The 22,658-nt window shown below is 71.9% G+C and carries 17 protein-coding genes and 1 riboswitch; of the genes, 9 read left to right on the forward strand and 8 right to left on the reverse strand.

What is annotated here, in order from left to right; translation table 11 throughout:
- Positions 1 to 78: 78 nt before the first annotated feature.
- Positions 79 to 1,407 carry an ATP-binding protein gene (locus QF027_RS29870; protein ID WP_373432041.1) on the forward strand — a complete coding sequence of 443 codons (1,329 nt, stop codon included), beginning with the start codon at positions 79 to 81 and terminating at the stop codon, positions 1,405 to 1,407.
- The gene (locus tag QF027_RS29875) at positions 1,404 to 2,129 is read left to right on the forward strand and encodes a LuxR C-terminal-related transcriptional regulator (RefSeq protein WP_306977356.1); all 726 of its coding nucleotides are present in this window, start codon (positions 1,404 to 1,406) and stop codon (positions 2,127 to 2,129) included. Before QF027_RS29870 ends, QF027_RS29875 begins: the two co-directional genes overlap by 4 nt.
- Before the next feature lie 31 nt (positions 2,130 to 2,160).
- On the opposite strand, the gene QF027_RS29880 is transcribed toward QF027_RS29875, so the two are convergent.
- Positions 2,161 to 3,222, reverse strand: a complete 1,062-nt coding sequence (locus QF027_RS29880; protein WP_307082534.1) for a C40 family peptidase — start codon at positions 3,220 to 3,222, stop codon at positions 2,161 to 2,163.
- A gap of 459 nt (positions 3,223 to 3,681) precedes the next feature.
- On the opposite strand from QF027_RS29880, the gene QF027_RS29885 reads away from it, so the two are divergent.
- Positions 3,682 to 4,035, forward strand: coding sequence for a hypothetical protein (locus QF027_RS29885; protein WP_306977354.1), 354 nt, complete (start codon positions 3,682 to 3,684; stop codon positions 4,033 to 4,035).
- On the opposite strand, the gene QF027_RS29890 is transcribed toward QF027_RS29885, so the two are convergent.
- Together QF027_RS29890 and QF027_RS29895 are read right to left on the reverse strand one after the other, a co-directional pair.
- The gene (locus tag QF027_RS29890; protein WP_307078161.1) at positions 4,013 to 4,996 is read right to left on the reverse strand and encodes a tellurite resistance/C4-dicarboxylate transporter family protein; all 984 of its coding nucleotides are present in this window, start codon (positions 4,994 to 4,996) and stop codon (positions 4,013 to 4,015) included. The two genes, QF027_RS29885 and QF027_RS29890, sit on opposite strands and share 23 nt — an antisense overlap.
- A gap of 101 nt (positions 4,997 to 5,097) precedes the next feature.
- Positions 5,098 to 6,231: a C40 family peptidase gene (locus QF027_RS29895; protein ID WP_307078163.1), complete on the reverse strand. Its 1,134-nt coding sequence runs from the start codon at positions 6,229 to 6,231 to the stop codon at positions 5,098 to 5,100.
- A gap of 8 nt (positions 6,232 to 6,239) precedes the next feature.
- A riboswitch (cyclic di-AMP (ydaO/yuaA leader) is annotated at positions 6,240 to 6,407 on the reverse strand.
- Between the two features lie 161 nt (positions 6,408 to 6,568).
- Between QF027_RS29895 and QF027_RS29900 the strand changes: the two genes are divergently transcribed.
- Positions 6,569 to 6,697 (forward strand): hypothetical protein, encoded by a 129-nt coding sequence (locus tag QF027_RS29900; protein WP_306977349.1) that lies wholly within the window; start codon positions 6,569 to 6,571, stop codon positions 6,695 to 6,697.
- 127 nt (positions 6,698 to 6,824) lie between these two features.
- Positions 6,825 to 9,305 carry a DNA helicase PcrA gene (gene pcrA, locus QF027_RS29905; protein ID WP_307078165.1) on the forward strand — a complete coding sequence of 827 codons (2,481 nt, stop codon included), beginning with the start codon at positions 6,825 to 6,827 and terminating at the stop codon, positions 9,303 to 9,305.
- Positions 9,306 to 9,347: 42 nt separating this feature from the next.
- Here pcrA and QF027_RS29910 read toward each other — a convergent pair whose 3' ends face one another.
- From QF027_RS29910 to QF027_RS29920, 3 genes are all read right to left on the reverse strand, one after another.
- Positions 9,348 to 10,937, reverse strand: a complete 1,590-nt coding sequence (locus tag QF027_RS29910; RefSeq protein WP_307078167.1) for a M23 family metallopeptidase — start codon at positions 10,935 to 10,937, stop codon at positions 9,348 to 9,350.
- A gap of 242 nt (positions 10,938 to 11,179) precedes the next feature.
- Positions 11,180 to 12,049, reverse strand: a complete 870-nt coding sequence (locus tag QF027_RS29915; protein WP_306977344.1) for a lipase family alpha/beta hydrolase — start codon at positions 12,047 to 12,049, stop codon at positions 11,180 to 11,182.
- A 313-nt stretch (positions 12,050 to 12,362) separates the two neighbouring features.
- Positions 12,363 to 12,536, reverse strand: coding sequence for a hypothetical protein (locus tag QF027_RS29920; RefSeq protein ID WP_306977341.1), 174 nt, complete (start codon positions 12,534 to 12,536; stop codon positions 12,363 to 12,365).
- Positions 12,537 to 12,629: 93 nt separating this feature from the next.
- Between QF027_RS29920 and QF027_RS29925 the strand changes: the two genes are divergently transcribed.
- On the forward strand, positions 12,630 to 13,046 hold the full coding sequence (locus QF027_RS29925; protein ID WP_306977339.1) for a cobalamin B12-binding domain-containing protein: 417 nt from the start codon (positions 12,630 to 12,632) through the stop codon (positions 13,044 to 13,046).
- A 249-nt stretch (positions 13,047 to 13,295) separates the two neighbouring features.
- Here QF027_RS29925 and QF027_RS29930 read toward each other — a convergent pair whose 3' ends face one another.
- Together QF027_RS29930 and QF027_RS29935 are read right to left on the reverse strand one after the other, a co-directional pair.
- On the reverse strand, positions 13,296 to 14,906 hold the full coding sequence (locus QF027_RS29930) for a DUF5691 domain-containing protein (protein ID WP_307078170.1): 1,611 nt from the start codon (positions 14,904 to 14,906) through the stop codon (positions 13,296 to 13,298).
- 41 nt (positions 14,907 to 14,947) lie between these two features.
- A complete protein-coding gene (locus QF027_RS29935; protein ID WP_306977335.1) occupies positions 14,948 to 16,303 on the reverse strand; it encodes an SWIM zinc finger family protein in 1,356 nt (451 codons plus the stop codon).
- Between the two features lie 145 nt (positions 16,304 to 16,448).
- Between QF027_RS29935 and QF027_RS29940 the strand changes: the two genes are divergently transcribed.
- The 3 genes from QF027_RS29940 (at position 16,449) to QF027_RS29950 (ending at position 22,548) form a co-directional block, all read left to right on the forward strand.
- Positions 16,449 to 17,579, forward strand: a complete 1,131-nt coding sequence (locus QF027_RS29940; protein WP_306977333.1) for an ATP-binding protein — start codon at positions 16,449 to 16,451, stop codon at positions 17,577 to 17,579.
- 564 nt (positions 17,580 to 18,143) lie between these two features.
- Positions 18,144 to 20,903, forward strand: a complete 2,760-nt coding sequence (locus QF027_RS29945) for a DUF5682 family protein (protein ID WP_373432438.1) — start codon at positions 18,144 to 18,146, stop codon at positions 20,901 to 20,903.
- Positions 20,904 to 21,417: 514 nt separating this feature from the next.
- Entirely contained in the window at positions 21,418 to 22,548 is a 1,131-nt protein-coding gene (locus QF027_RS29950) for a VWA domain-containing protein (protein ID WP_307078174.1), read from the forward strand.
- Positions 22,549 to 22,658: the final 110 nt, after the last annotated feature.

Below are 22,658 nucleotides of genomic sequence, written 5' to 3' on the forward strand. Positions count from 1 at the left end.
CGGCCCTGAGAAGGGGGGAGGGAAGCGTTCGGGCGGCACGCCGATCGAAGATCAGGGGAGTCTCGGGGGCCAACCCTGATGCCCCCGCACCCCGGCCGTGTGACCATCGATGGCATGCCGGAAGCCGCCACAGCGCCACTCGTCGAACCGCGGCCGCCGCGCAAGCTCTACCGCAGCAGTGACGGACGCTGGCTGGGTGGTGTGGCGCGGGGGCTCGCCGGGCATCTCGGGCTGCCCGTGATCTGGGTGCGGCTCGTCTTCGTGGGCCTGTTCATGGCGGACGGACTCGGTGCGTTGCTGTATGCAGCGTTCTGGTTCTTCGTGCCGCTCGGCGTGGGCGGGGTCGGCGGCCAGCGGTCCCCGTCCCTGGTGTCCACCGAGACCTCGCCGGACGGCCGCCGCAGACTCGTCGCCCGCCGCCCCGACAAGGGCCAGATCGTGGCCCTGCTCCTCATGGTCGTCGTGGCCATGGTCTTCGTCGGCAACGTCAACGTGGGCAACGGTGCCAAGGCCTACCTCTGGCCGGTCGTCCTCGTCGGCGCGGGGGTGGCCCTCGTCTGGCGCCAGGCGGACAACGCCCGCCGGGCCCGCTGGGTGGAGGTGGGCCGCCGTCGGCGCACTCTGACACTGCTGCGTGCCGCGGGCGGTGTCCTCCTCGTCACCGCCGGTGTCTCCGGGGTCTTCGTCCTGCAGGGCTCCGCCGCCCACCTCGGCTCCGTCCTGCAGGCGGCCCTCGCGGTCCTTGTCGGGATAACGCTCCTCGCGGGGCCGTATCTCGTCCGCATGACCCAGGACCTCTCCGAGGAGCGACTGATGCGCATCCGGGCCCAGGAGCGCGCGGAGGTCGCGGCCCACGTGCACGACTCGGTGCTGCACACCCTGACCCTGATCCAGCGCAACGCGGAGAACGCGAACGAGGTCCGCCGCCTCGCCCGCGCACAGGAGCGCGACCTGCGCACCTGGCTGTACAAACCCGAGGGCACCGGCAAGGACGAGGCCGACGAACCCACCGACCTCGCCGACGCCGTGCGGCGCAATGCCGCCGAGGTCGAGGACAAGCACGGCGTCCCCATCGAGGTCGTGGTGGTCGGCGACTGCCCGCTCGACGAGAGAACCGGCGCGCAGATGCAGGCCGCGCGCGAGGCGATGGTCAACGCCGCCAAGTACGGTGGCGAGGGCGGCGCCGTACAGGTCTACGCCGAAGTCGAGGGCCGGACGGTCTTCGTGTCCGTCCGGGACCGGGGCCCCGGCTTCGACTTCGACTCGATACCCGCCGACCGGATGGGTGTCAGAGAATCGATCATCGGCCGCATGGAGCGCCATGGCGGCACGGCCCGGCTGCGTGCGGTGCCGGGTGGCGGCACGGAGGTCGAGCTGGAGATGGAGAGGGCGGAGAAGACGTCATGAGTGACCCCACGGAGGCGAACACGGACCCCGTAGAGCCGACGCAGGCCGGCGGCGCGGGGGAGCGGCACGTGCGCGTGGTCCTCGTCGACGACCACCGCATGTTCCGTACGGGCGTCCAGGCCGAGATCGGCCGGACCGAGGAGACCGGCGTCGAGGTGGTCGGCGAGGCCGCGGACGTCGACCAGGCCGTCACCGTCATCACCGCGACCCGCCCCGAGGTCGTCCTGCTGGACGTCCACCTCCCGGGCGGTGGCGGGGTCGAAGTACTGCGTCGCTGCGCCCCGTTGATGGCCGACGCCGAACGGCCCGTCCGCTTCCTCGCCCTGTCCGTCTCGGACGCGGCCGAGGACGTGATCGGAGTGATCCGGGGCGGTGCGCGCGGCTATGTGACGAAGACGATCACCGGCACGGACCTCGTCGACTCCGTCTTCCGCGTCCAGGAGGGCGACGCCGTCTTCTCGCCCCGCCTGGCCGGGTTCGTCCTGGACGCCTTCGCCTCCACCGACGCCCCGCCGGTCGACGAGGACATGGACCGCCTCACCCAGCGCGAGCGGGAGGTGCTGAGGCTCATCGCACGCGGTTACGCCTACAAGGAGATCGCCAAGCAGCTGTTCATCTCGGTGAAGACGGTCGAGTCCCATGTCTCGGCGGTGCTGCGGAAGCTGCAGTTGTCCAACCGTCACGAGCTGACGCGGTGGGCGACGGCACGGCGGCTGGTCTGACCCACAGGCGACGCGCTCACACCAGGCACGCTCACACCACGCGCGTCGCGCCCGCGAACGGCATTTCGTCGATCGGTGCCACCCGCACCGGCGCCGACGGGTTCGGGGCGTGGATCATCTGCCCGTTGCCGATGTACAGGCCGACGTGACTGATGCCCGAATAGAAGAAAACCAGGTCGCCCGGGAGGAGTTCGGAGCGGGAGACACGTTGGCCGGCACCGATCTGGGCGTAGGTCGTGCGGGGCAGGGAGATGCCCGCGGAGCGGTATGCGGCCTGGATGAGGCCCGAGCAGTCGAAGGCGTCCGGGCCCGTGGCGCCCCAGACATAGGGGCTGCCCAGTTTGGAGTGGGCGTAGGAAACGGCCGCCGAGGCACGGGAGTTGGGGGCTCCCTCGGTGGCCGCGCCGCGGGCCGCCAGCTCCTCGCGCGCGCCCGTCGTATCCCGGGAGGCGCGGTCCCCGCCTGCTTGCAACCCTGCCCGTTCCCCGTCCGGCAGCTGGGACATCAGCCGGCGGGCCGCGCCCAGTTTGCCGGTGATCGTCTTCTTGTGCCGCTTCAGCTCCGCCTGACGCGACTTCAGTGAGGCCAGCTCGATGTGCGCGGCCCCGCGCAACTGCTCGATCTCCCGCAGCTGCCGGCGTACGTTCGCCACGGAGGCGGCCTGGCGGGCACCGGCCCGTTCGGCGAACTCGGCGCTGTCCAGGTACCGGTCGGGGTCGTCGGTGAACGCGAGCTGCATCGCGGGGTCGAGGCCGCCGCCGCGGTACTGCGCCGCGACGATCGTGCCCAGCGCATCCCGTGCCTCGTTGAGCTGCTCCGTCCTGCGTGCCGCCTCGTCCCGCAGGGAGCCCAGCCGGGTCTCGGCCGCCTCCGCCTTCTCCTTCGCGCCGTTGTACTTCTCGGTGGCGGCCTCGGCCTCCTGGTACAGCTGGTCCACCTTCGCCTTGACCTGCGCCGGTGTGAGCTGCGGCTCGGCGTGTCCGGTCCCGTCGAAGCCCGTCGCCGTCGCGGCCCCCGCGAGGGCGATCGTCGCTGCCGTACGGACCGTATGGCCGCCGGCGGAGCGCCTGCGGGACTTGCGGTGCGCTGCCACGTGGACTTGCACGTCCTTTCCTACGACCGCCCGCCCGCCCCGGGCTTCACGGACATACGAACGCCAGGGGGAGCGGCCGTACGACCGCCCGGGGCGGTGTGCGCGTCCGGCGACGGCCTGCACAGGGGGAGCGGGCCACCGCCGGACTTCTTCGGCGGTGGTGGCCGACTGCCGCCCCTGGCCCGGGCGGCGGTGGGGAGCCGGTCACCTGGTGGAGGACGCTAAACCTGACCGTGACGGGGAGGTAACGCGTTGTGCGGAACTGCCGCCAGCCGACCACCGGGTGACCGAAGGTGACTGTGATCGCGGGCCGGCTCCGTCGACTTCGCGCGGTGCCCTGACCGAAGTCGGGATTCCGGGACCCGGTGCGGGTGTCGAATGCTATGGGCCGCATATATGCAAGACCTCTCAAGGGGCCGGTGCGGGTGCCCCTCGCGGCCCGGAATAGGCTCCGGCCTCATGGACGTACTCATCCATCTCTTCGTCGGCCTGCACATCATCGGCATCGCCGCGCTGCTCGGCGGCTTCCTCACGCAGATGAAGGCGATGGGCCGGGGCACCGCCCGGTTCGTCCCCGCGATGCTGCACGGTGCCGCGACGATGCTGGTCACCGGGGTGATCCTGGTCGGCCTCAACCAGGCCGACGACCAGCACGTCAACAACATCAAGATCGGCGTGAAGCTCGCCCTGCTGATCGTGATCCTCGGCCTCGTCTATGTGAAGCGGGACGACGAGACAGTGGACAAAAGCCTGTTCGGCCTGGTCGGCGCGCTGACCACGGCCAACGTCTTCATCGCGGTGCTGTGGACCTGACGGCGGCACGGGCGGTGTCGACCGTCGCCGCGGCGACGGCCGACCAGGCCGCCACCGAGATCCACAGCAGCACCTCACCCGGAGTCTCGAGCCACGGGACACCCGCGGTGGCGGAGACCGACAGCATCGCCACCGCGGTCATGCCCATGGGGAACACGGTGGCCCAGCGGCGCACGTCGTAGCGCGGGCGCGGGCGTACGAACTCGGCCACCAGCAGTACGCCGTACCAGGCCAGGTCGAGCACCAGCAGGGCGACGGTCACCGCACGCAGGACGCCGTGGTCGTCGTCGTTCCACAGGTACAGGCGCGCGCTGTCGGCGGCGATCAGCTGCGAGCCGGCGAGCGCCGAGATGGCGAGCGCGCCGCCCGCGATCCACTGGTCACCCGGTCCCTCCAGCACCTGGCGCAGGTCGAAGCGGAAGAGCGCGAGGCCGTAGAGGACCAGTCCGAGCCAGAACAGGACGAGCGCCGTGTGCGCGAGCCATGCCGCCGACTCGACCGCGGCGAGTGTGGCGCCGAGGACCGCGAGGCCCTGGGTGGCCACACAGCCGAGGAACACCCCGCCGGGCATCCGCCGCTTCCCGTGCCCGACGACGAGCACGATCAGCACCGGCCACAGCACCGCGGACAGGGCCAGCAGCGCCTCGGCGAGGGTCTGACGGCCGAGCGCGGAGAAACGGGTGCCGAGGACGGTGGTCGCCGCCACGGCCGTCAGGGCGCCCGGTGTCCCGGCGTCCGCGAACCACCGCGCGCGCTCCCGCAGCAGTCGTACGGCGACATCGGCGGCCAGCCCCAGCCAGGCCGCGCAACCGATCACCAGAGCGATCCGGGACAGCGTCCCGTGGCCGGTCAGCTGCAGCCCGACCGACACGATGCCGGTCGCCATCACGGCGGCCCCGGCCGCGGGCGGGCGCCGCGTCCACCGGACGCGCAGGGGGAAGTGCGGGGAGGTACCGGACATGTGCCGATGCTAGGAAGCTCCGCGTGCCGAGCCGGCGGGGCGCGCACGCGCGCGGGCGGAAATCACGGACATACGCCCGCGCGCTGGTGACCGGCGGTGCCTCAGGCCGGGCGCACCACGCTGTGGATCGCCGACTCGCCGTCGTAGTAGATCGACTCCTCGCGGACGTACGCGCCCGGCTTGGGGGCGTGGATCATCATGCCGTTGCCGATGTAGAGGCCGACGTGGCTGATGTCGTCGTAGAAGAAGACCAGGTCACCGGGCTGGGCGTCGGCGAGGGAGACCGTGGTGCCGGCGTTGACCTGGTCGTAGGTGACGCGGGGGAGGTCGACGCCGGCGGCCTTCCAGGCGGCCTGGGTGAGGCCTGAGCAGTCGTAGGAGTCGGGCCCGGTGGCACCCCAGACGTACGGCTTGCCGATCTGGGCGCGGACGAAGGCGAGGGCCTTGGCGGCCTTGGTGGCGTACGAGGAGTCGGCCGCCGTCGACGTGCTCTCCTGCGGGGCGGTGGCCTCCTGCGCGGCCTTCTCCGCGGCTGCCTGCTGCCGCGCGAGCTCGGCCGCCTTGCGGGCCGCCGCCTCCTGCTTCTGCTTCTCGAGCGCCGCGAGGCGCGCCTTCTCCTGGGCCGTCAGCTCCGACAGCATCTCGCGCGCGTCGGCGAGCTTCTTCTGGACGGTCGCCTTGGCCGTCTTCAGGTCGCTCTGCGTCTCGGTGAGCGTCTGAAGGCTCTGGGAGGCCTCCTGGCGCTTCTTCATCGTCGCGGACTGCTCGGAGACGTAGTCGTCGACCGCGCCCTTCTGGCGGTTCGTCAGACGCCCCATCAGCTGCGTCTGGTCGAAGTAGTCCTGTGGGGTGTCGGCGAGCAGGAAGGTCGCCGTGTCGGGGGCCGCGGCGCCGGTGCGGTACTGGGCGGCGGCGAAGGAACCGAGCTCCTGCCGCGCCTCGTTGAGCTTCTCGGTGCGCCGGGCGACGTCGTCGAGCAGCGTGTCGACCTGCTTGCGCTGCTTGGCCGTCTTCTCCTTGGCCGCGTTGTAGTTGTCGGTCGCCGACTCGGCCTGGCGGTAGAGGTCGTCGACCTTCTTCTCCACCTCTTCGAGACTCGGCTTGTCATCGGCCGGCGCGGCGTTCGCCGACTGGGACAGCAGGGCCACGGAGGTGAGGGCGGCCGTCGCGAGGGCCGGGGTCCGTATGCCTGCTACGCGCGTACCCACGGGACGCGACTTGCGGTGCGACGCCAAGGGAGGCGACTCCTTCCGTGCTCCGCCTGCCGAGTTAGCTGTCGGGTTCGGGCGAGATGCTTCGGAAGGTTTGCCCTACGGCGCTCCCTGCGCGGGAGTCGGCCGATTCACCCCAAGTTCGGTGGGTCCCCGGCTCCGGGCGCGCGGCGGCGCTGCGGACTCGGCGGAGGCCGTGCGGCCCGGCGACGTTCGCCGGTGGGGGTCGTACGGCCTGCCCGAACGGTAGCCAACGGGTGTGGCCCGTGTGAAGGTTGATGTTCGATATGCCCGATACATTTTCGTGACCTTGGCCTCGTGCGCCGCTCCGCGTGATCGGTTCGGAGTGATCTGGCATGGCTTGGTCGTTTTTTCGCCGGAGTCCCCTCCGTACGCGGCCGGGGACGGCCTGGTCGTCGTCTCGCCGCACGGCACGGTGCGGCCCTTCACGGTCTTCCCGGACCATGGCCTGGTCGACAGCGGACCGTGACGGGACCGTTCCGGAGGGCGGGAAGACGCCGGGCGGCCAGGTCTCGAAGATCATCGAGATCTGATCCGAGTGGATGTTCTCGGGGCGGCGGCGGTGTGTCAGTGGGGCACCCTAGACTCGGAGAGCGATGAGCAGCCTCTTTGACGACAGCTTCCTGGCGGACCTCCAGGCCCCTAGGGCCCATGGGGAAGAACCGCCACCGCCCGAGGACGAGCACGTACCGGAACCCGTTCCGGACGATCTGTTCGGTGGGAAGTTCGACGTGCCCCCGGACCGGGACGCGTACTACCGCGACGGCGCCCACCGCCCGGTGGTGGACCCGGCCGCGCTCCTGGACGGGCTGAACGAGAACCAGCGCGCGGCCGTGGTGCACTCCGGCACCCCGCTGCTCATCGTGGCCGGCGCCGGCTCCGGCAAGACCCGGGTGCTCACCCACCGCATCGCCCATCTCCTCGGCGAGCGCAACGTCCACCCGGGCCAGATCCTCGCGATCACCTTCACCAACAAGGCCGCGGGCGAGATGAAGGAGCGCGTCGAGCAGCTCGTCGGCCCGCGCGCGAACGCGATGTGGGTGATGACCTTCCACAGCGCATGCGTGCGGATCCTGCGGAGGGAGTCGAAGAAGCTCGGGTTCACCTCCTCCTTCTCGATCTACGATGCCGCCGACTCCAAGCGGCTCATGGCCCTGGTCTGCCGCGATCTGGACCTCGACCCCAAGCGGTTCCCGCCGAAGTCCTTCAGCGCCAAGATCAGCAACCTGAAGAACGAGCTGATCGACGAGGAGGACTTCGCCGCCCAGGCCACCGACGGCTTCGAGAAGACCCTCGCCCAGGCCTACGCCATGTACCAGTCGCGGCTGCGCGAGGCGAACGCCCTCGACTTCGACGACCTGATCATGACCACGGTCAACCTGCTCCGGGCGTTCCCCGATGTCGCCGAGCACTACCGCCGCCGCTTCCGGCACGTCCTCGTCGACGAGTACCAGGACACCAACCACGCGCAGTACGCGCTCGTGCGCGAGCTGGTCGGTACCGGCGAGCACCCCGTCGACGTACCGCCGGGCGAGTACGACCTGCCACCCGCCGAGCTCTGCGTCGTGGGCGACGCCGACCAGTCGATCTACGCCTTCCGCGGCGCGACCATCCGCAACATCCTCCAGTTCGAGGAGGACTACCCGGACGCGACGACGATCCTCCTGGAGCAGAACTACCGCTCCACCCAGACGATCCTCACCGCCGCCAACGCGGTCATCGAGCGCAACGAGTCCCGCCGCCCCAAGAACCTGTGGACCAACGCGGGCGCCGGCGCGCGCATCACCGGCTATGTCGCCGACACCGAACACGACGAGGCGCAGTTCGTCGCCGACGAGATAGACCGTCTCACCGACGCCGGCGACGCGAAGGCCGGCGACGTGGCCGTCTTCTACCGTACGAACGCCCAGTCCCGTGTCTTCGAAGAGGTCTTCATCCGCGTCGGCCTGCCCTACAAGGTCGTCGGCGGCGTCCGCTTCTACGAGCGCAAGGAGGTCCGGGACGTCCTGGCCTACCTGCGCGTCCTCGCCAACCCGGAGGACTCCGTGCCGCTGCGCCGGATCCTCAACGTCCCCAAGCGCGGCATCGGCGACCGTGCCGAAGCGATGATCGACGCCCTGTCCCAGCGCGAGAAGATCAGCTTCCCGCAGGCCCTCAAGCGCGTCGACGAGGCGTACGGCATGGCCGCACGCTCCAGCAACGCCGTGAAGCGGTTCAACGTGCTGATGGAGGAGCTCCGGACCATCGTCGAGTCCGGCGCGGGCCCGGCGACCGTCCTTGAGGCCGTCCTCGAACGCACCGGCTATCTCGCCGAGTTGCAGGCCTCCACCGACCCCCAGGACGAGACCCGCATCGAGAACCTCCAGGAACTCGCCGCCGTGGCCCTGGAGTTCGAGCAGGAGTCCGGCGAGGGCGAGGCCTCCGGCTCCCTCTCCGACTTCCTGGAGCGGGTCGCCCTGGTCGCCGACTCCGACCAGATCCCCGACGAGGACGAGGACGGCTCCGGCGTCATCACCCTGATGACCCTGCACACCGCCAAGGGCCTGGAGTTCCCGGTCGTCTTCCTCACCGGCATGGAGGACGGTGTCTTCCCGCACATGCGCGCTCTCGGCCAGCCCAAGGAGCTGGAGGAGGAGCGGCGGCTGGCCTACGTCGGCATCACGCGTGCGCGTGAGCGCCTGTATCTGACCCGGTCCGCCCTGCGCAGCGCGTGGGGGCAGCCGTCGTACAACCCGCCCTCCCGCTTCCTGGAGGAGATCCCGGCGCAGCACGTGGACTGGAAGCGCACGGGGCCGAGCGCCGCTCCCGCGGGACCGGTCTCGGGGGTCGCCGCCTCGCTGTCGTCCTCCCGTTCCCGCTCCTCGGCGTCGGGAGGGTCCGGCTTCGCGACGCGCAGGACCTCGGAGAAGCCGGTGGTGGCACTGGCCGTCGGCGACCGTGTCACCCACGACCAGTTCGGGCTCGGCACGGTGGTCGGGGTGAAGGGCACGGGGGCGAACGCCGAGGCGACGGTCGACTTCGGGGAAGCGAAGCCGAAGCGGCTGCTGCTGCGGTACGCGCCGGTCGAGAAGCTGTAAGGGCGGGGGCGAAGCTGTAATGGCGGGGTCTGGGCCCGAGGGCTACGTCGGGTCCAGACCGTGGCTGCGCAGCCACGGCAGCGGGTCTATGGCCGAACCGCCCGCCGGGTGCACCTCGAAGTGCAGGTGGGGGCCGGTCGAGTTGCCGGAGTTGCCGGAGTACGCGATCGGGTCGCCGGCCTTGACCGTCGTACCGGAGGCGACGCGGTAGCTGGAGAGGTGGCAGTACCACGTCTCGGTGCCGTCCTTCGCCGTCACGACCATCATGTTGCCGTAGGCGCTGTTCCACTGCGTCCGGACGATGCCGTCGGTCGCGGCCATCACCGTCGTGCCGTACGACACCGGGAAGTCGATGCCGGTGTGGACGGACATCCAGTTGATGCCGGCCTGGCCGAAGTAGGCGCTGAGACCCCGCTGCGCGACCGGAAGCGCGAACTTCGGACGCAGCCGCTCCTTGCGGGCCGCCTCCTCCGCCGCCTTCTTCTTCTCGGCGATCTGCTGGGCCTTGAGGTCGATGCGTTCCTGCGTGCGGCTGGCCCGGTCGGCGAAGTCGTCGGCACCGGCCGAGAGGCTCTCGAGCTGGGTGTCCAGCTTGTTGTTGGCGACGGCCGGCTTGACGGCGGTCGTGTCCGCCAGGGTCGTCGAGGTCTCGCTGCCGTCGCCGGTCATCGCGCCGACCGAGGCGGCGGCGATTCCGGCGACGCCCATGACACACGCCGAGGGGACGGCGATCGTCAGCAGCGCGGAGCGCTTGGCGGGCATACGGCGGCGGGAGCGGTTGGCGTTGCGCGCGGCCACGCGGGAGCCCTGGGCAGGGGCCGGCGCCGGACCGGCCTCTTCCTGGTCGTCGAGGAGTGGGGCGTCGACGTCGTGGACGGCGGGCATCTCACCCGTGGCCGTGGTGGCCATCGACTCGCCGTCGTGCGGGGCGTGTTCGGCGTAGGTGTCGCCGTGAGGATTCGCCTCGCCGTACGTGTGGTGCTCGCCGTACGTGTGGGCCTCGTCGTAGGTGTGGGTCTCGCCGTACCCGACCTGCTCGAACGTCGCCGTCGCCTGCGGGTCGGCCTCCGTGCTCTCGGAGTTCCACTGCGTGGCGTCGTACGCCCCGGTGTCGAAGGCCTGCGTGCCCCATTCCCATTGCTGGGTCCGGTCGGCCGGGCCCGCGGAGTGGTCCGGCTGGTTCCAGGTGCTCGCGTCCCACTGTCCGCTGTCGTCGGTGCTGCCCGACTGCGGAGGGATCACGGAGAGCAGCTGCTGGTCCCCGCCGCCCCACTGCGTGGCGTCGTACGCGCCGGTGTCGTAGGCGGCGTGGTGCTGGGCCGCGTACATGTCGTAGTTCAGGGTCTGATGGCCGCCCGTGGTCCACGTCGAGGCGTCGTACGAACCGGTGCCGTCGCCCGGCATGTTGCCGAAGAGCGGGTCGGTCTCAAAGGTGCCGGTGGCGTGCGCGTCGGCGGTGCCAGTGGTGCCCGTGGTGCCTGTGGCGTCGAAACCAGTGGCGTCATAGCCGCCGTACGTGGTGAAGTCGCCGTACTGGGCTTCCTGGGTGCCGTACGACGCGTAGTGCGACGAATGGGCGTCGGAAGCCGGAGTCGGGGTGGTCGTGGTCCCCGACGGGTGACGGTCGTTCACCAACTTCTCTTTCGCCTCGACAACAGGGGCTGCCAGAGCAGTGCGGCGACTGTACCCGGCGGTATGCGGGCGCGACAATCTTCAACTGGTTTCGGGCGCGAAGGAAACGGGCATTCGACCGTGATTCGGGGGACTGCGGGCGTGACCTTGGCCTTGTGTTCGAAGGTTGTTCGATGTCGATTCGCGGTCCGACGGCTGTCGAGGAGCTGTTGACGGCCTGTGTCCGGTGGTCGATACGACCGTTACGCCACGGTCAGTCCCCCGGCCCGGCCGGCCGTCTCCTCCCCGGCCCGCGCGGTGTCGAGCACCTGCCGTATGCCGGTCGCGACGGCGGGGTGCACGGGCAGGGCGAGATGTCCGATCCCGCTCACCCGGACGTTCTGCGCCATCAGGTCCGCATGGTCGATGCAGGCGGTCTCCAGTGGGTCCATCAGGTGGTCGAGGTCGCTCCAGAAACTGACGAAGTGCGTACGGCAGCCCGGGGCCGGACGGGTGAGCTCCTCGAGCAGCTCCGAGCCGGGGCGCATCTGGCGCACGATCGGGTGCGCGTTCGCCAGCGGCACCACCCGGGTGCCGGAGTGCGGGGTGCCGAGCGTCACCAGCGTGCGGACCCGGGTGTCGCCGCCGAGGCGCTGCACGTAGTACCGCGCGATCAGGCCGCCGAGGCTGTGCCCGACGATGTCGACCCGCTCGCTGCCCGTGCGCTCGCAGATCCCCTCTATGTGCCGGCCGAGCAGCTCCGCCGCGGCACGGATGTCGCAGGTCAGCGGGGAGTAGTTGAGCGACTCGATCTGCTGCCTGCCGTGCTGGGCGAGGCTGCGGCGCAGGAGCACGAAGACCGAGCGGTTGTCGATGAAGCCGTGCAGCAGCACGACCGGGGGCTTCGCCTCCGTCGGCAGCTGTGCCGCGCCGTCCTCGGGCGAGGGGAGTGGGGGGAGAGGGGAGCGGCGCTCCTGGGTGATGCCGGCGGGGTAGAGGAGGAGATGCCCCGCGAGGATCGCCAGCTCGAGCGCGGTCGCCTTCAGAAGGGCCAGGGAGAGTCCCGCCAGACTGCCGGGAAGCAGACGCTGGCAGAGCGGGAGAAACGGCAGCGCCGCCTTGGTGACCTTCATGGCCGACCTCCTGTCGGCACACGGGAGGACAGCTCCGTCCCCCGTGTGCGCTCATGGGAAGTCGCGGCGGAGGCCGTCGTCGACGCGGCGCGAGTGGGGCGCGGGGGGTGGGTGCGGCGAGCGGCGCGGAGTTCCGGGGTGGCTGCGTCTGCGGATGCTGGCGAAGCCGACGGAACGGGTGGAACGGTTGGAACCGGTAGTGCTGGTGATGTCACTGATGTGAGTGGTGCTGGTGCTGGTGCTGCGCCGGTGACGTGACGAGCCGCCCTGTCGGTGTGGCGACGAGGCTCCCCGCTGTCGTGCCTTACCTGTCCTACGTGCCCTTCGTGCCGTCGCCGGCGCGCCGCACCACCGTGGCGCGCGGCCTGCGGCGCGGCGGTGCGGCGACCTCGTTGCGGCTCCCGAACGTGTCCCACGTGTAATTTTCCCCCTCGGCGTGCGCCGCGAAACTGCACGGTGCGTGATGGTGGCGATAACGTTCGTTCACATTCCCGGTCTGTGCGGTACTAGTCGGTAGGAATGACAGAGGGCAGAGGGCAGAGGGCAGAGGAATGGACGCAGTCGCTTCTTGGAGGCAGTGATGGGTGTGGCAGCCGGTCCGATCCGCGTGGTGGTGGCCAAGCCGGGGCTCGACGGTCACGATCGCGGAGCCAAGGTGATCGCGAGGGCGCTGCGCGACGCGGGCATGGAGGTCATCTACACCGGCCTCCACCAGACCCCCGAGCAGATCGTCGACACCGCGATCCAGGAGGACGCCGACGCGATCGGCCTCTCCATCCTCTCCGGGGCCCACAACACGTTGTTCGCCGCGGTGATCGACCTGCTCAAGGAGCGGGAGGCCGAGGACATCCTGGTGTTCGGCGGCGGGATCATCCCGGAGGCGGACATCCCTCCGCTGAAGGAGAAGGGCGTCGCCGAGATCTTCACGCCGGGGGCGACGACGCGGTCGATCGTGGACTGGGTCCGGGAGAACGTTCGGCAGCCTGCGGGGGCGTAGCCGCTGTGCTCGGCCTCAGCGGGTCCAGCGGTTCGTGTCAAGCGGTTCGAGGTGCGTTGTCGGGTGCGGGTGCGGGTGGCTGGTCGCGCAGTTCCCCGCGCCCCCAGATAGTCCCGCCTGCCGCCTGCCGCCTGCCGCCTGCCGCCTGCCGCCTGCCGCCTGCCGCCTGCCGCCTGCCGCCGCAAGGTTGTCACCAGCCGTCCGCCGCCCGCCGGCGTGGGCGGGCGGCAACCCACCCCCGCGCACGAGCTATGCCACCCCGAGCTCCTCCGCCATCGCCGCCCGCAGCCGCAAGGTCGTCACCAGCCGCTGGAACGCTTCCGCCCAGTAGCCCCCCGCCCCGGGACTCGCGTCCTCCCCCTCGTCCGGCACCGCCATCAGCCCCTCCAGCCGCCCCGCCTCGGCCGGATCGAGACACCGCTCCGCCAGCCCCATCACCCCGCTGAAACTCCACGGATAACTCCCCGCGTCCCGTGCGATGTTGAGCGCGTCGACCACCGCCCGCCCCAGCGGCGCGGCCCACGGCACCTCACACACTCCGAGCAGCTGAAACGCCTCGGACAATCCGTGGGTCGCGATGAACGCCGCGACCCACTCGGCCCGTTCGGCGGAGCCCAACGTGCTCAGCAGCCTGGCCCGCTCCGCCAGTGACACCGCCCCCGGGCCCCCGGCCTCCGGCGCCGCGGGCCTCCCGAGCAGCGCCCGCGCCCACCCGGCGTCCCGCTGCCGTACGGCAGCCCGGCACCACGCCGCATGGAGTTCGTTCCGCCAGTCGTCCGCCACCGGCAGCGCCACGATCTCCTCGGGCGTCCGCCCACCGAGCCGCCCCGGCCACACACCCAGCGGCGCCGCCTCCACCAACTGCCCGAACCACCACGAACGTTCCCCCCGCCCCGAAGGCGCCTTCGCTACGACGCCGTCGCGCTCCATGCCCGAGTCGCACTCGTGCGGTGCCTCGACGACGATCACCGGCCTGTCCTGGGTGTGGTCGACGGCCACGCACGCCCCGGCCCTGACCGCCATCCGCGCCGCCAGCGCCGAACCAGGCAGCGCCGACAGCAACTCCGCGGCTGTGGCCCGTACGTTGCGGCTCCGGTCGGTCAGCGCCTGCTCCAGGAACGGCTCGTCGTCCGCCCCCAGACCAGTCCGCAACGAGTCGAGGAACATCAGCCGGTCCTCGGCCCGCTCGGTCGCCCAGGTCGTCGCGAGCAACTCGCGTGCGGCGACGGGCTCCCGGGCACGTATCGCCGAGAGAAGGGCCACCCGCTCGGCGAACAGCCCTTCCTCCCAGAGCAGTCGTATGCCCGCGGTGTCCTGCGGCGACGGCAGGTCTGTTCCCCCGCCGGGAGTCGCTCGCAGGGCGAACCGCCAGTCCGGGTTCAGCCGGGCGAGCCAGGTGGCACGCGAACCCGCGAACGCCAGCGCCGCCGGCCGCAGATCCGTACGGCCCCGGGCCGCGTCCAGCAGGGCGGGCAGCAGCTGCGGGGGCGCCGCGTAACCGCGGGCGTTCGCCGTCGCGAGCCACTGCGGCAGCAGCTCCATCAGATCCGGCGCCGTACCCCTGCGGCCGCCGCCGCCCGTGCCCGGCCGGTCGGCGAGCAGCATCGCGAGTCTGCGGGCCGCCGCCGCGGGCAGCGGGGGGCGCGTGTCCTCGGGCGCCGGCTGCGGCCGCTGTGCCGCGCGCGCGGGCCGCAGCCCGGCACGCCGCCGTACGGTCTCCACGGCCGCCGCGTCCAGCAACGCCACCGGTGCCTCGGAACCGGGCGCGACGCCGGGCGGCGGACGGCGTGCGGTGCCGAGCAGCGCCGAGGTGACCAGCTCCTCCCAGGCGTCCGGCACGGGAGCGGAGATCTTGTTCATGGGGTTCCTTTCCGTCCGGTCGGGTGCTCGGTCAGTTCCGTTCAGCACAGCGGCACCGCCTCGCCCGCCCCCTCCGCCCAGGCCGTCAGCGGGGTGAAGCCGCGGTGGCCGCACTCGCCGAAGACCTTGACCGGGGCTCCGCCCGAGAGCGCGACGAGACGCCACAGGCCCGGGCGGGAACGGGCGGAGGCGGTGAGCGGCAGGGCCGAGTCGCCCTCGGCGTCCGCCAGTTGCCAGGAGTCACCGTCCGGGGCCGGTATCACCCGGTCCAGAATCACCGGGACGGAGTCCAGCCACGGGTCGTCCCGCAGAGCCTCGCCGTAGCGGGCGGCCGCCTGTTCGGTCGTCACGCCCGGCGGGCGGGTCGCCGTGGGCGCCGGCGGTGCGAACTGCTCGCCGAGCGCCGCCCGCAACTGACCGGTACCGGGATAGGCGGACACCTCCGCCTCCAGCTCAAGGCCCACCGGCAGCGCCAGTTCGGGAGCGCGGCCGGCGGCGCCGTAGGAGAGGAGCAGCGCCGTGCGGCCCGAGTCCGTGCCGTGCAGCCATATCCGGCGGGTCGTCAGACGTGCGTCCGCCGTGTCGTACTGGGCGAGGACCAGCCAGCGGTCCCGTATCGCGGGGCCCTCCGCCGAGGCGGGCAGGCCGATCCGGGAACGGACCGTCGACCCGAGACCGTCCGGCAGCCGCTCGCGGCGCAGCCAGCCCTGGTCGAGGAGGTGGATGAGGGCGCACTCCTCCAGCAGCCGCACCGGCCAGCCCGGACCTGACGAGGGGATCGCACCCAACTCCCGCACCCGGGCGGCGAGCCCCGGCGCCTGCGCGTCGACCATGCGGGCCGCCGTCTCCTCCCACATGCCGTACCCCGCCTGCTCCGCCCCCGCCAGGCCGCTGCGCAGCAGGTCAGCCAGCCGCTGCTCCAGCTCCGTCGCACCCGCCGTGATCCGCACGGCCCTGCGCTCCGCCCTGCGCCGCGCCCCCTCCGGATCACCGGACCCGGCGGCGGAACCGGCCGCGCCCGCCGTCCGCTTCTCCTGCGCGCGCTGCCTTCTCCCCTCTATCCACTGCTCCGCCCAGTCCGGCGCCGGCCCCGGCGGCACCGCTCCCTCCCCGCCCGCCCAGAGCAGCAGCAGCCCGAGCGCGTGCTTGCACGGGAACTTGCGGCTCGGGCAACTGCACTTGTACGCGGGCCCCGCGGCGTCCGCGATGTCGATGACCGTCTGATACGGCTTGCTGCCACTTCCCTTGCACAGCCCCCACACCGTCCCCTCGTCGGAACTCCCCGCCTCGGACCATGGCCCGGCCGCGCCGAGTTTGCTTCCCGCTTTGCGTGACGCGGCGTCAGGCGCCAGTGCCAGCACCTGATCCGCCGTCCAGCGCACCCCCTGCTGAGTCATGACATCGAAGGTAGATCCCCCCACTGACAATCGGCCGTGAGCCGACCCTCGTGAGCACGTTTTCGCAGGTCGGATCGCATTGTCAGTGGCGTGGTGCACGGTTGGTGACAGATCCGAACCGGCCGAGCTGGAGGGGGCCTCAGCCATGACTGTTTCTGTTGAACCGACGTCCGTGGAACCGAAGCAGGGGGAGCCGGACGAGGCGTTGCGGCCGCATGCCGAGGACGCCTTCGCCGGGGAACTCGCCGCGCTGGCCGCGCAGGACGACCGCCCGCGCCCGGCCCGCTGGAAGCTGTCGCCGTGGGCGGTGGCGACGTACCTGCTCGGCGGCACCCTGCCGGACGGCACGGTGATCACTCCGAAGTACGTGGGGCCACGCCGGCTCGTCGAGGTCGCCGTCACCACCCTCGCCACCGACCGCGCCCTGCTCCTGCTGGGCGTGCCCGGCACCGCGAAGACCTGGGTCTCCGAGCACCTGGCCGCGGCGGTCAGCGGCGACTCGACCCTGCTCGTGCAGGGCACGGCGGGAACCCCGGAGGAGGCCATCCGCTACGGCTGGAACTACGCCCAGCTGCTTGCCAACGGCCCGAGCCGCGCCGCCCTCGTGCCCAGCCCCGTGATGCGGGCCATGGCGGAGGGGATGACGGCCCGGGTCGAGGAACTGACCCGTATCCCGGCCGATGTGCAGGACTCGCTGATCACCATCCTGTCCGAGAAGACGCTGCCGATACCGGAGCTGGGCCAGGAGGTGCAGGCGGTCCGCGGCTTCAACCTCATCGCCACGGCCAACGACCGCGACCGCGGGGTCAACGACCTCTCCAGCGCCCTGCGCCGCCGTTTCAACACGGTCGTGCTGCCGCTGCCGGAGAGCGTCGAGGCCGAGGTCGACATCGTCTCGCGCCGCGTCGACCAGATCGGCCGCTCCCTCGACCTGCCGGCCGCGCCCGACGGCGTCGCGGAGATCCGTCGCGTCGTGACGGTCTTCCGCGAGCTGCGCGACGGGATGACGTCCGACGGCCGTACGAAGCTCAAGTCGCCCAGCGGCACGCTGTCGACGGCCGAGGCCATCTCCGTCGTCACCAACGGGCTCGCCCTCGCCGCCCACTTCGGCGACGGCGTCCTGCGGGCCGGGGACGTCGCCGCGGGCATCCTCGGCGCCGTCGTCCGCGATCCGGCGGCCGACCGGGTCATCTGGCAGGAGTACCTGGAGGCGGTCGTCCGCGAGCGGGAGGGCTGGAAGGACTTCTACCGGGCTTGCCGGGAGGTGAGCGCGTGAACAAGGGCCTGGGGCGGGGCCGCACGAGCGGGAATCCGGGCGGGTGCTGTGGAGGCGTGTGGGCGGGTGGCGACTCGTCGTTCGTGGGCGTACGGGGTGTCGGGGACGGTGGCGGGGCTTCGGTTCGGACGGCCGGGGATGGTGGCGGGGCTTCGGTCCGGATTCCGGGGATGGTCGCGAGGGCGTCGGTTCGGACTGCCGTGGTCGCGGAGGCAAGGGGGACGGGTGTGACAGCGCTTGAGCGGGACGGCGGCGAGGGCGGGATCGGGACGGTCGTCGAGGACGACTCCAAGTGGCCTCGGAGGGGAGGGGGACGGTGTGACGGGCGTGGGTGAGGTCGGGAGCGGGGGGACCGGCGGCTCCGGGGGGTTCGCAGGCGGAGGGGCCGTAGGCCCCGGAAGGTTCGGGGGCGGGGAGGCGGCGAGTGGCTCCGGGGGGCTCGGGACGGGGACGCGTGATGGCGGCGGGTCGGAAAGTGGGGGTGTGGCTCGGGGCGGTGTGTCGGGGAGCGAAGGGTGGAGGGGCTCTCACGCGTCAGCCGGAGAGGAAGTGGACGGAGGCGGTGTGTCCGGGAGCGGAGGGGTGACCGGCATCCGTGTTCACGGGAGCCGGAAGGCCGGTGCGGGGCCGTTGCTGCTCGGGGTGCGGCATCACGGGCCCGGGTCGGCGCGGTCCGTGCGGGCGGCGTTGGACGCGGCTCGGCCCCGGGTCGTGCTGATCGAGGGGCCGCCCGAGGCCGACGCGTTGATCCCGCTGGCCGCCGAGGAGGACATGCGACCGCCGGTGGCCCTCCTCGCCCATGCCGTGGACGAGCCCGGCCGTTCGGCGTTCTGGCCGCTCGCCGAGTTCTCCCCGGAGTGGGTGGCGATCCGCTGGGCCCTGGACCACGAGGTCCCGGCCCGTTTCATCGACCTGCCGGCGACGCACACGTTGGCGTGGGGAAGGGACGAGGGGGACGAAGGCCCGGCGGGCCGACCGGACGACCCAGTCGGCGAGATGCCGGAGGCGAGTCCGTCCGAGGCGCCGGGTGCGGAGGGCACGGACGGGACGGAGACGACGGGTACCGAGCCCTCGGACGTTCACGGCACCGGCCCGTCCGGCGAGGACGCTGTGAAGGACGAGCCCGCCGCTCACGTAACCGCCGTCCGTGTCGACCCGCTCGGTGTGCTCGCCGAGGCCGCCGGATACGACGATCCCGAGCGGTGGTGGGAGGACGTCGTGGAGCACCGGGGGACGGGACAGGGGGACGTGTTCGAGCCGTTCACCGTGCTGGAAGAGGCGATGGGGGTGCTGCGGGAGACGTACGGGACCGGCGGACATGACCGGGACCTCGTGCGCGAGGCGTACATGCGGCTCCAGGTGCGGGCGGCGCAGCGGGAGTTCGGGGAGGACGTGGCCGTGGTCTGCGGGGCCTGGCACGTGCCCGCGCTGCGGCGGAAGAGCACGGTCGCAGCCGACAAGGCGCTGTTGAAGGGGCTCCCCAAGGTCAAGGCGGACATGACGTGGGTGCCGTGGACGTACCGCAGGCTCTCGCGGCACAGCGGCTACGGCGCGGGGATCGAGTCGCCCGGCTGGTACGGGCACCTGTTCGGCGCACCGGACCGGCCCGTCGAGCGGTGGCTGACCAAGGTGGCGGGGCTGCTGCGGGACGAGGACCGGATGGTGTCCTCGGCCCACGTCATCGAGGCCGTACGGCTGGCCGGGACGCTGGCGGCGATGCGCGGCCGCCCCCTGCCCGGCCTGAGCGAGACGACCGACGCGGTGCGGGCGGTGATGTGTGAGGGCTCGGACGTGCCGTTGGCGCTGGTGCACGACCGGCTGGTGGTGGGGGACGTCCTGGGGGAGGTGCCGCAGGCGGCACCCGCGGTGCCGTTGCAGCGCGACCTCGACTGGATCCAGCGGCGGCTTCGGCTCAAACCGGAGGCGTTGGAGCGGGAGTTGGAGCTCGATCTGCGCAAGGAGAACGACTCCGAGCGCAGCAGGCTGCTGCACCGGCTGCGGCTGTTGGGCGTGGCGTGGGGTGAGCCGGCGGCCTCACGGGGGAGCACGGGCACGTTCCGGGAGACATGGCGGTTGCGGTGGGAGCCGGAGTTGGCGGTGCGGGTCGCCGAGGCGGGGGTGTGGGGCACGACCGTGCTCGCCGCCGCGACGGCCAAGGCGGAGGCGGACGCCGTCTCCGCGCCGGGGCTCGCCGACGTCACCGCTCTCGCCGAGCGCTGTCTGCTGGCCGAACTCCCGGACGCCCTGCCCACGGTGATGCAGATCCTCGCCGACCGCGCCGCGCTGGACGCGGACGTCGGCCACCTCGCCCAGGCACTGCCGGCCCTCGTCCGTTCCCTGCGCTACGGCGATGTGCGCGGCACCGGCACCGGCGCCCTGACGGAGGTAGCCGCAGGCCTCGCCGAGCGGGTCTTCGTCGGCCTGCCTCCGGCCTGTGCCGCGCTGGACGCGGAGGCGGCGGAGGAGATGCGGCGTCATGTGGACGCGGTCCACGGGTCGGTGGGGCTGCTGGGCGAGGTGGCGGCCCCGGGACAGGACTCGCCGGGGGCTTCCGCGCAGGGGGGCGGTGACGGGAGTGGCCCCTCAGCGACCGTACCGGGGAAGGACGGCCAGAACGCCGCAACGGCCCTACCGGGGAAGGACGGCCAGAGCGCCACCGCAACGGCCCCACCGGGACGGGGTCTTCCGGCTGCCACCGCCGTGCCCGCGCCGGACGACAGGGGAGATGTCCCGGCTTCGGTTCACCGCGGCCTCCGTGGCCGTTGGCAGGCCGTGCTCAAGGTGTTGTCCCTGCGGGACTCCGTGCCAGGCGTCATTCGGGGGCGGGCTGTGCGGCTGCTGCTGGACGACGGGCAGTTGGCGCAGGACGAGGCGGCGCGGCTCATGGGTCTCGTGCTGTCGCCGGGGACGGCGCCGGGGGACGCGGCCGCGTGGATCGAGGGTTTCGTCGGTGGTGGGTCCGGCGGCGGGATGCTTCTCGTGCACGACGAGCGGCTGCTCGGACTTGTAGACGCCTGGCTGACCGGGGTTCCGGCGGAGGCGTTCACCGATGTGCTGCCGCTGCTGCGGCGCACGTTCTCGGCGTACGAGCCGGGAGTACGCCGGACGCTGGGCGAACTGGTCCGGCGGGGGCCGGGACAGCGGGGAAGCGCGGCCGGGGCGGGGGGCAGGATACCGGGTTTCGGGGCCGACCTCGACGGCGACCGGGCGGACGCCGTGCTGCCGGTGATGCGGCTGCTGCTCGGCCTGGACGACGACCACGACGACCACGACGACGATGCGGCGAACGCCGACGACAAGGACCTTGCGGGGGTGGCCGGATGATGACCGAGGTATCGCGGACTTCGAGAGGCGGGGGCGACAGGACAGCCACCGCTGTCGGGGGCGGGGGCGGGCGCGGAGACGCGTCCGGGCACGGGGCCGGATCCCGGGCGAAGCACGGCCCGGTGACGAGCGTGGCGGTGGTCCCGCTCTGGGACCGGTTCCGGAGGGGAGCACGGGGATGACGACCGAGCCGAACGACCTGACGACGCCGGAGACGACGGATCCGGCCAGGAGCCCGCGTCCGCGGATGAATCCAGCGCGGCATCCGACCAAGGGCCCGGCGTCGGCCCCGACCGCGAAGCCACCGACGCATCCCGTGCGGCATGCGACCGACGACCAGGCGAGGGATGCTGCGAAAGGTGCGGCCCCGGCCCCGGCGCTGGTTCCGGTTGACGCCCTCACAGCCTCCTCCTTCACTGCCCCCGCCCCCGCACCCGCTCCTGGCGTCTCCGCCTCTTCCCCGTCCACCTCTACCGCCCTTGCTTCTTCCTCCACAGCCCCCACCGACGAGCGGTTGCGGCGTTGGCGGCTTGTGCTGGGTGGGGAGGCGGCCGATGGGACCGGGTGCGTGCTCAGTGGGCAGGATGCCGCGATGGACGGGGCGTTGACCGCGCTCTACGGCAGGGGCGACGGGAAGGGGCAGGCGGGGAAGGACCGTTCGGCGGGGCTCGGGGCCTCGGCGCCGTCCGTGGCGCGGTGGCTCGGGGACATCCGGACGTACTTCCCCTCCTCCGTCGTCCAGGTCATGCAGCGGGACGCCATCGATCGGCTCGGGTTGTCCACCCTGCTCCTCGAGCCGGAGATGCTGGAAGCGGTGGAGGCCGACGTGCACCTGGTCGGCACGCTGCTGTCGCTCAACAAGGCGATGTCGGAGACGACGAAGGAGACGGCACGGGCCGTCGTGCGCAAGGTCGTCGAGGACCTGGAGGAGCGGCTCGCCACTCGCACCCGCGCCACGCTCACCGGTGCCCTCGACCGCAGCGCCCGGATCAGCCGGCCGCGCCACCACGACATCGACTGGAACCGCACGATCTCGGCCAACCTCAAGCACTACCTCCCCGAGTACCGGACGATCGTGCCGGAGCGGCTGATCGGATACGGCCGGGCCTCCCGGTCGGTGAAGAAGGAGGTCGTCCTCTGCATCGACCAGTCGGGGTCGATGGCGGCGTCCGTCGTCTACGCGTCCGTGTTCGGGGCGGTACTGGCCTCCATGCGGTCGATCGACACGCGGCTCGTCGTCTTCGACACCGCGGTCGTCGACCTCACCGACCAGCTCGACGACCCGGTGGACGTGCTGTTCGGTACCCAGCTCGGCGGTGGCACGGACATCAACCGGGCGCTGGCGTACTGCCAGTCGCAGATCACCCGGCCCGCGGAGACGGTGATGGTCCTGATCAGCGACCTCTACGAGGGCGGCATACGCAACGAGATGCTCAAGCGGGTCGCGGCGATGAAGGCGTCCGGGGTGCAGTTCGTGACGTTGCTCGCGCTGTCGGACGAGGGGGCGCCCGCCTACGACCGGGAGCACGCTGCCGCGCTCGCCGCGCTGGGCGCACCGGCCTTCGCCTGCACTCCCGACCTGTTCCCGGAGGTGATGGCGGCGGCCATCGAGAAGCGGCCGCTTCCGATACCCGACCCGGTGTGAACCCGGGCCGCCCGTTGGTGATTTGTCGACCGGGTGACCTGTGACTTCGCCCAGCAAAACGGACATGACTACGCATCGGTAACAGGGGACTTGCGCGACCTCGGCCACCC

This window comes from Streptomyces canus (genome assembly GCF_030816965.1).
Taxonomy (GTDB): Bacteria; Actinomycetota; Actinomycetes; order Streptomycetales; family Streptomycetaceae; genus Streptomyces; species Streptomyces canus_E.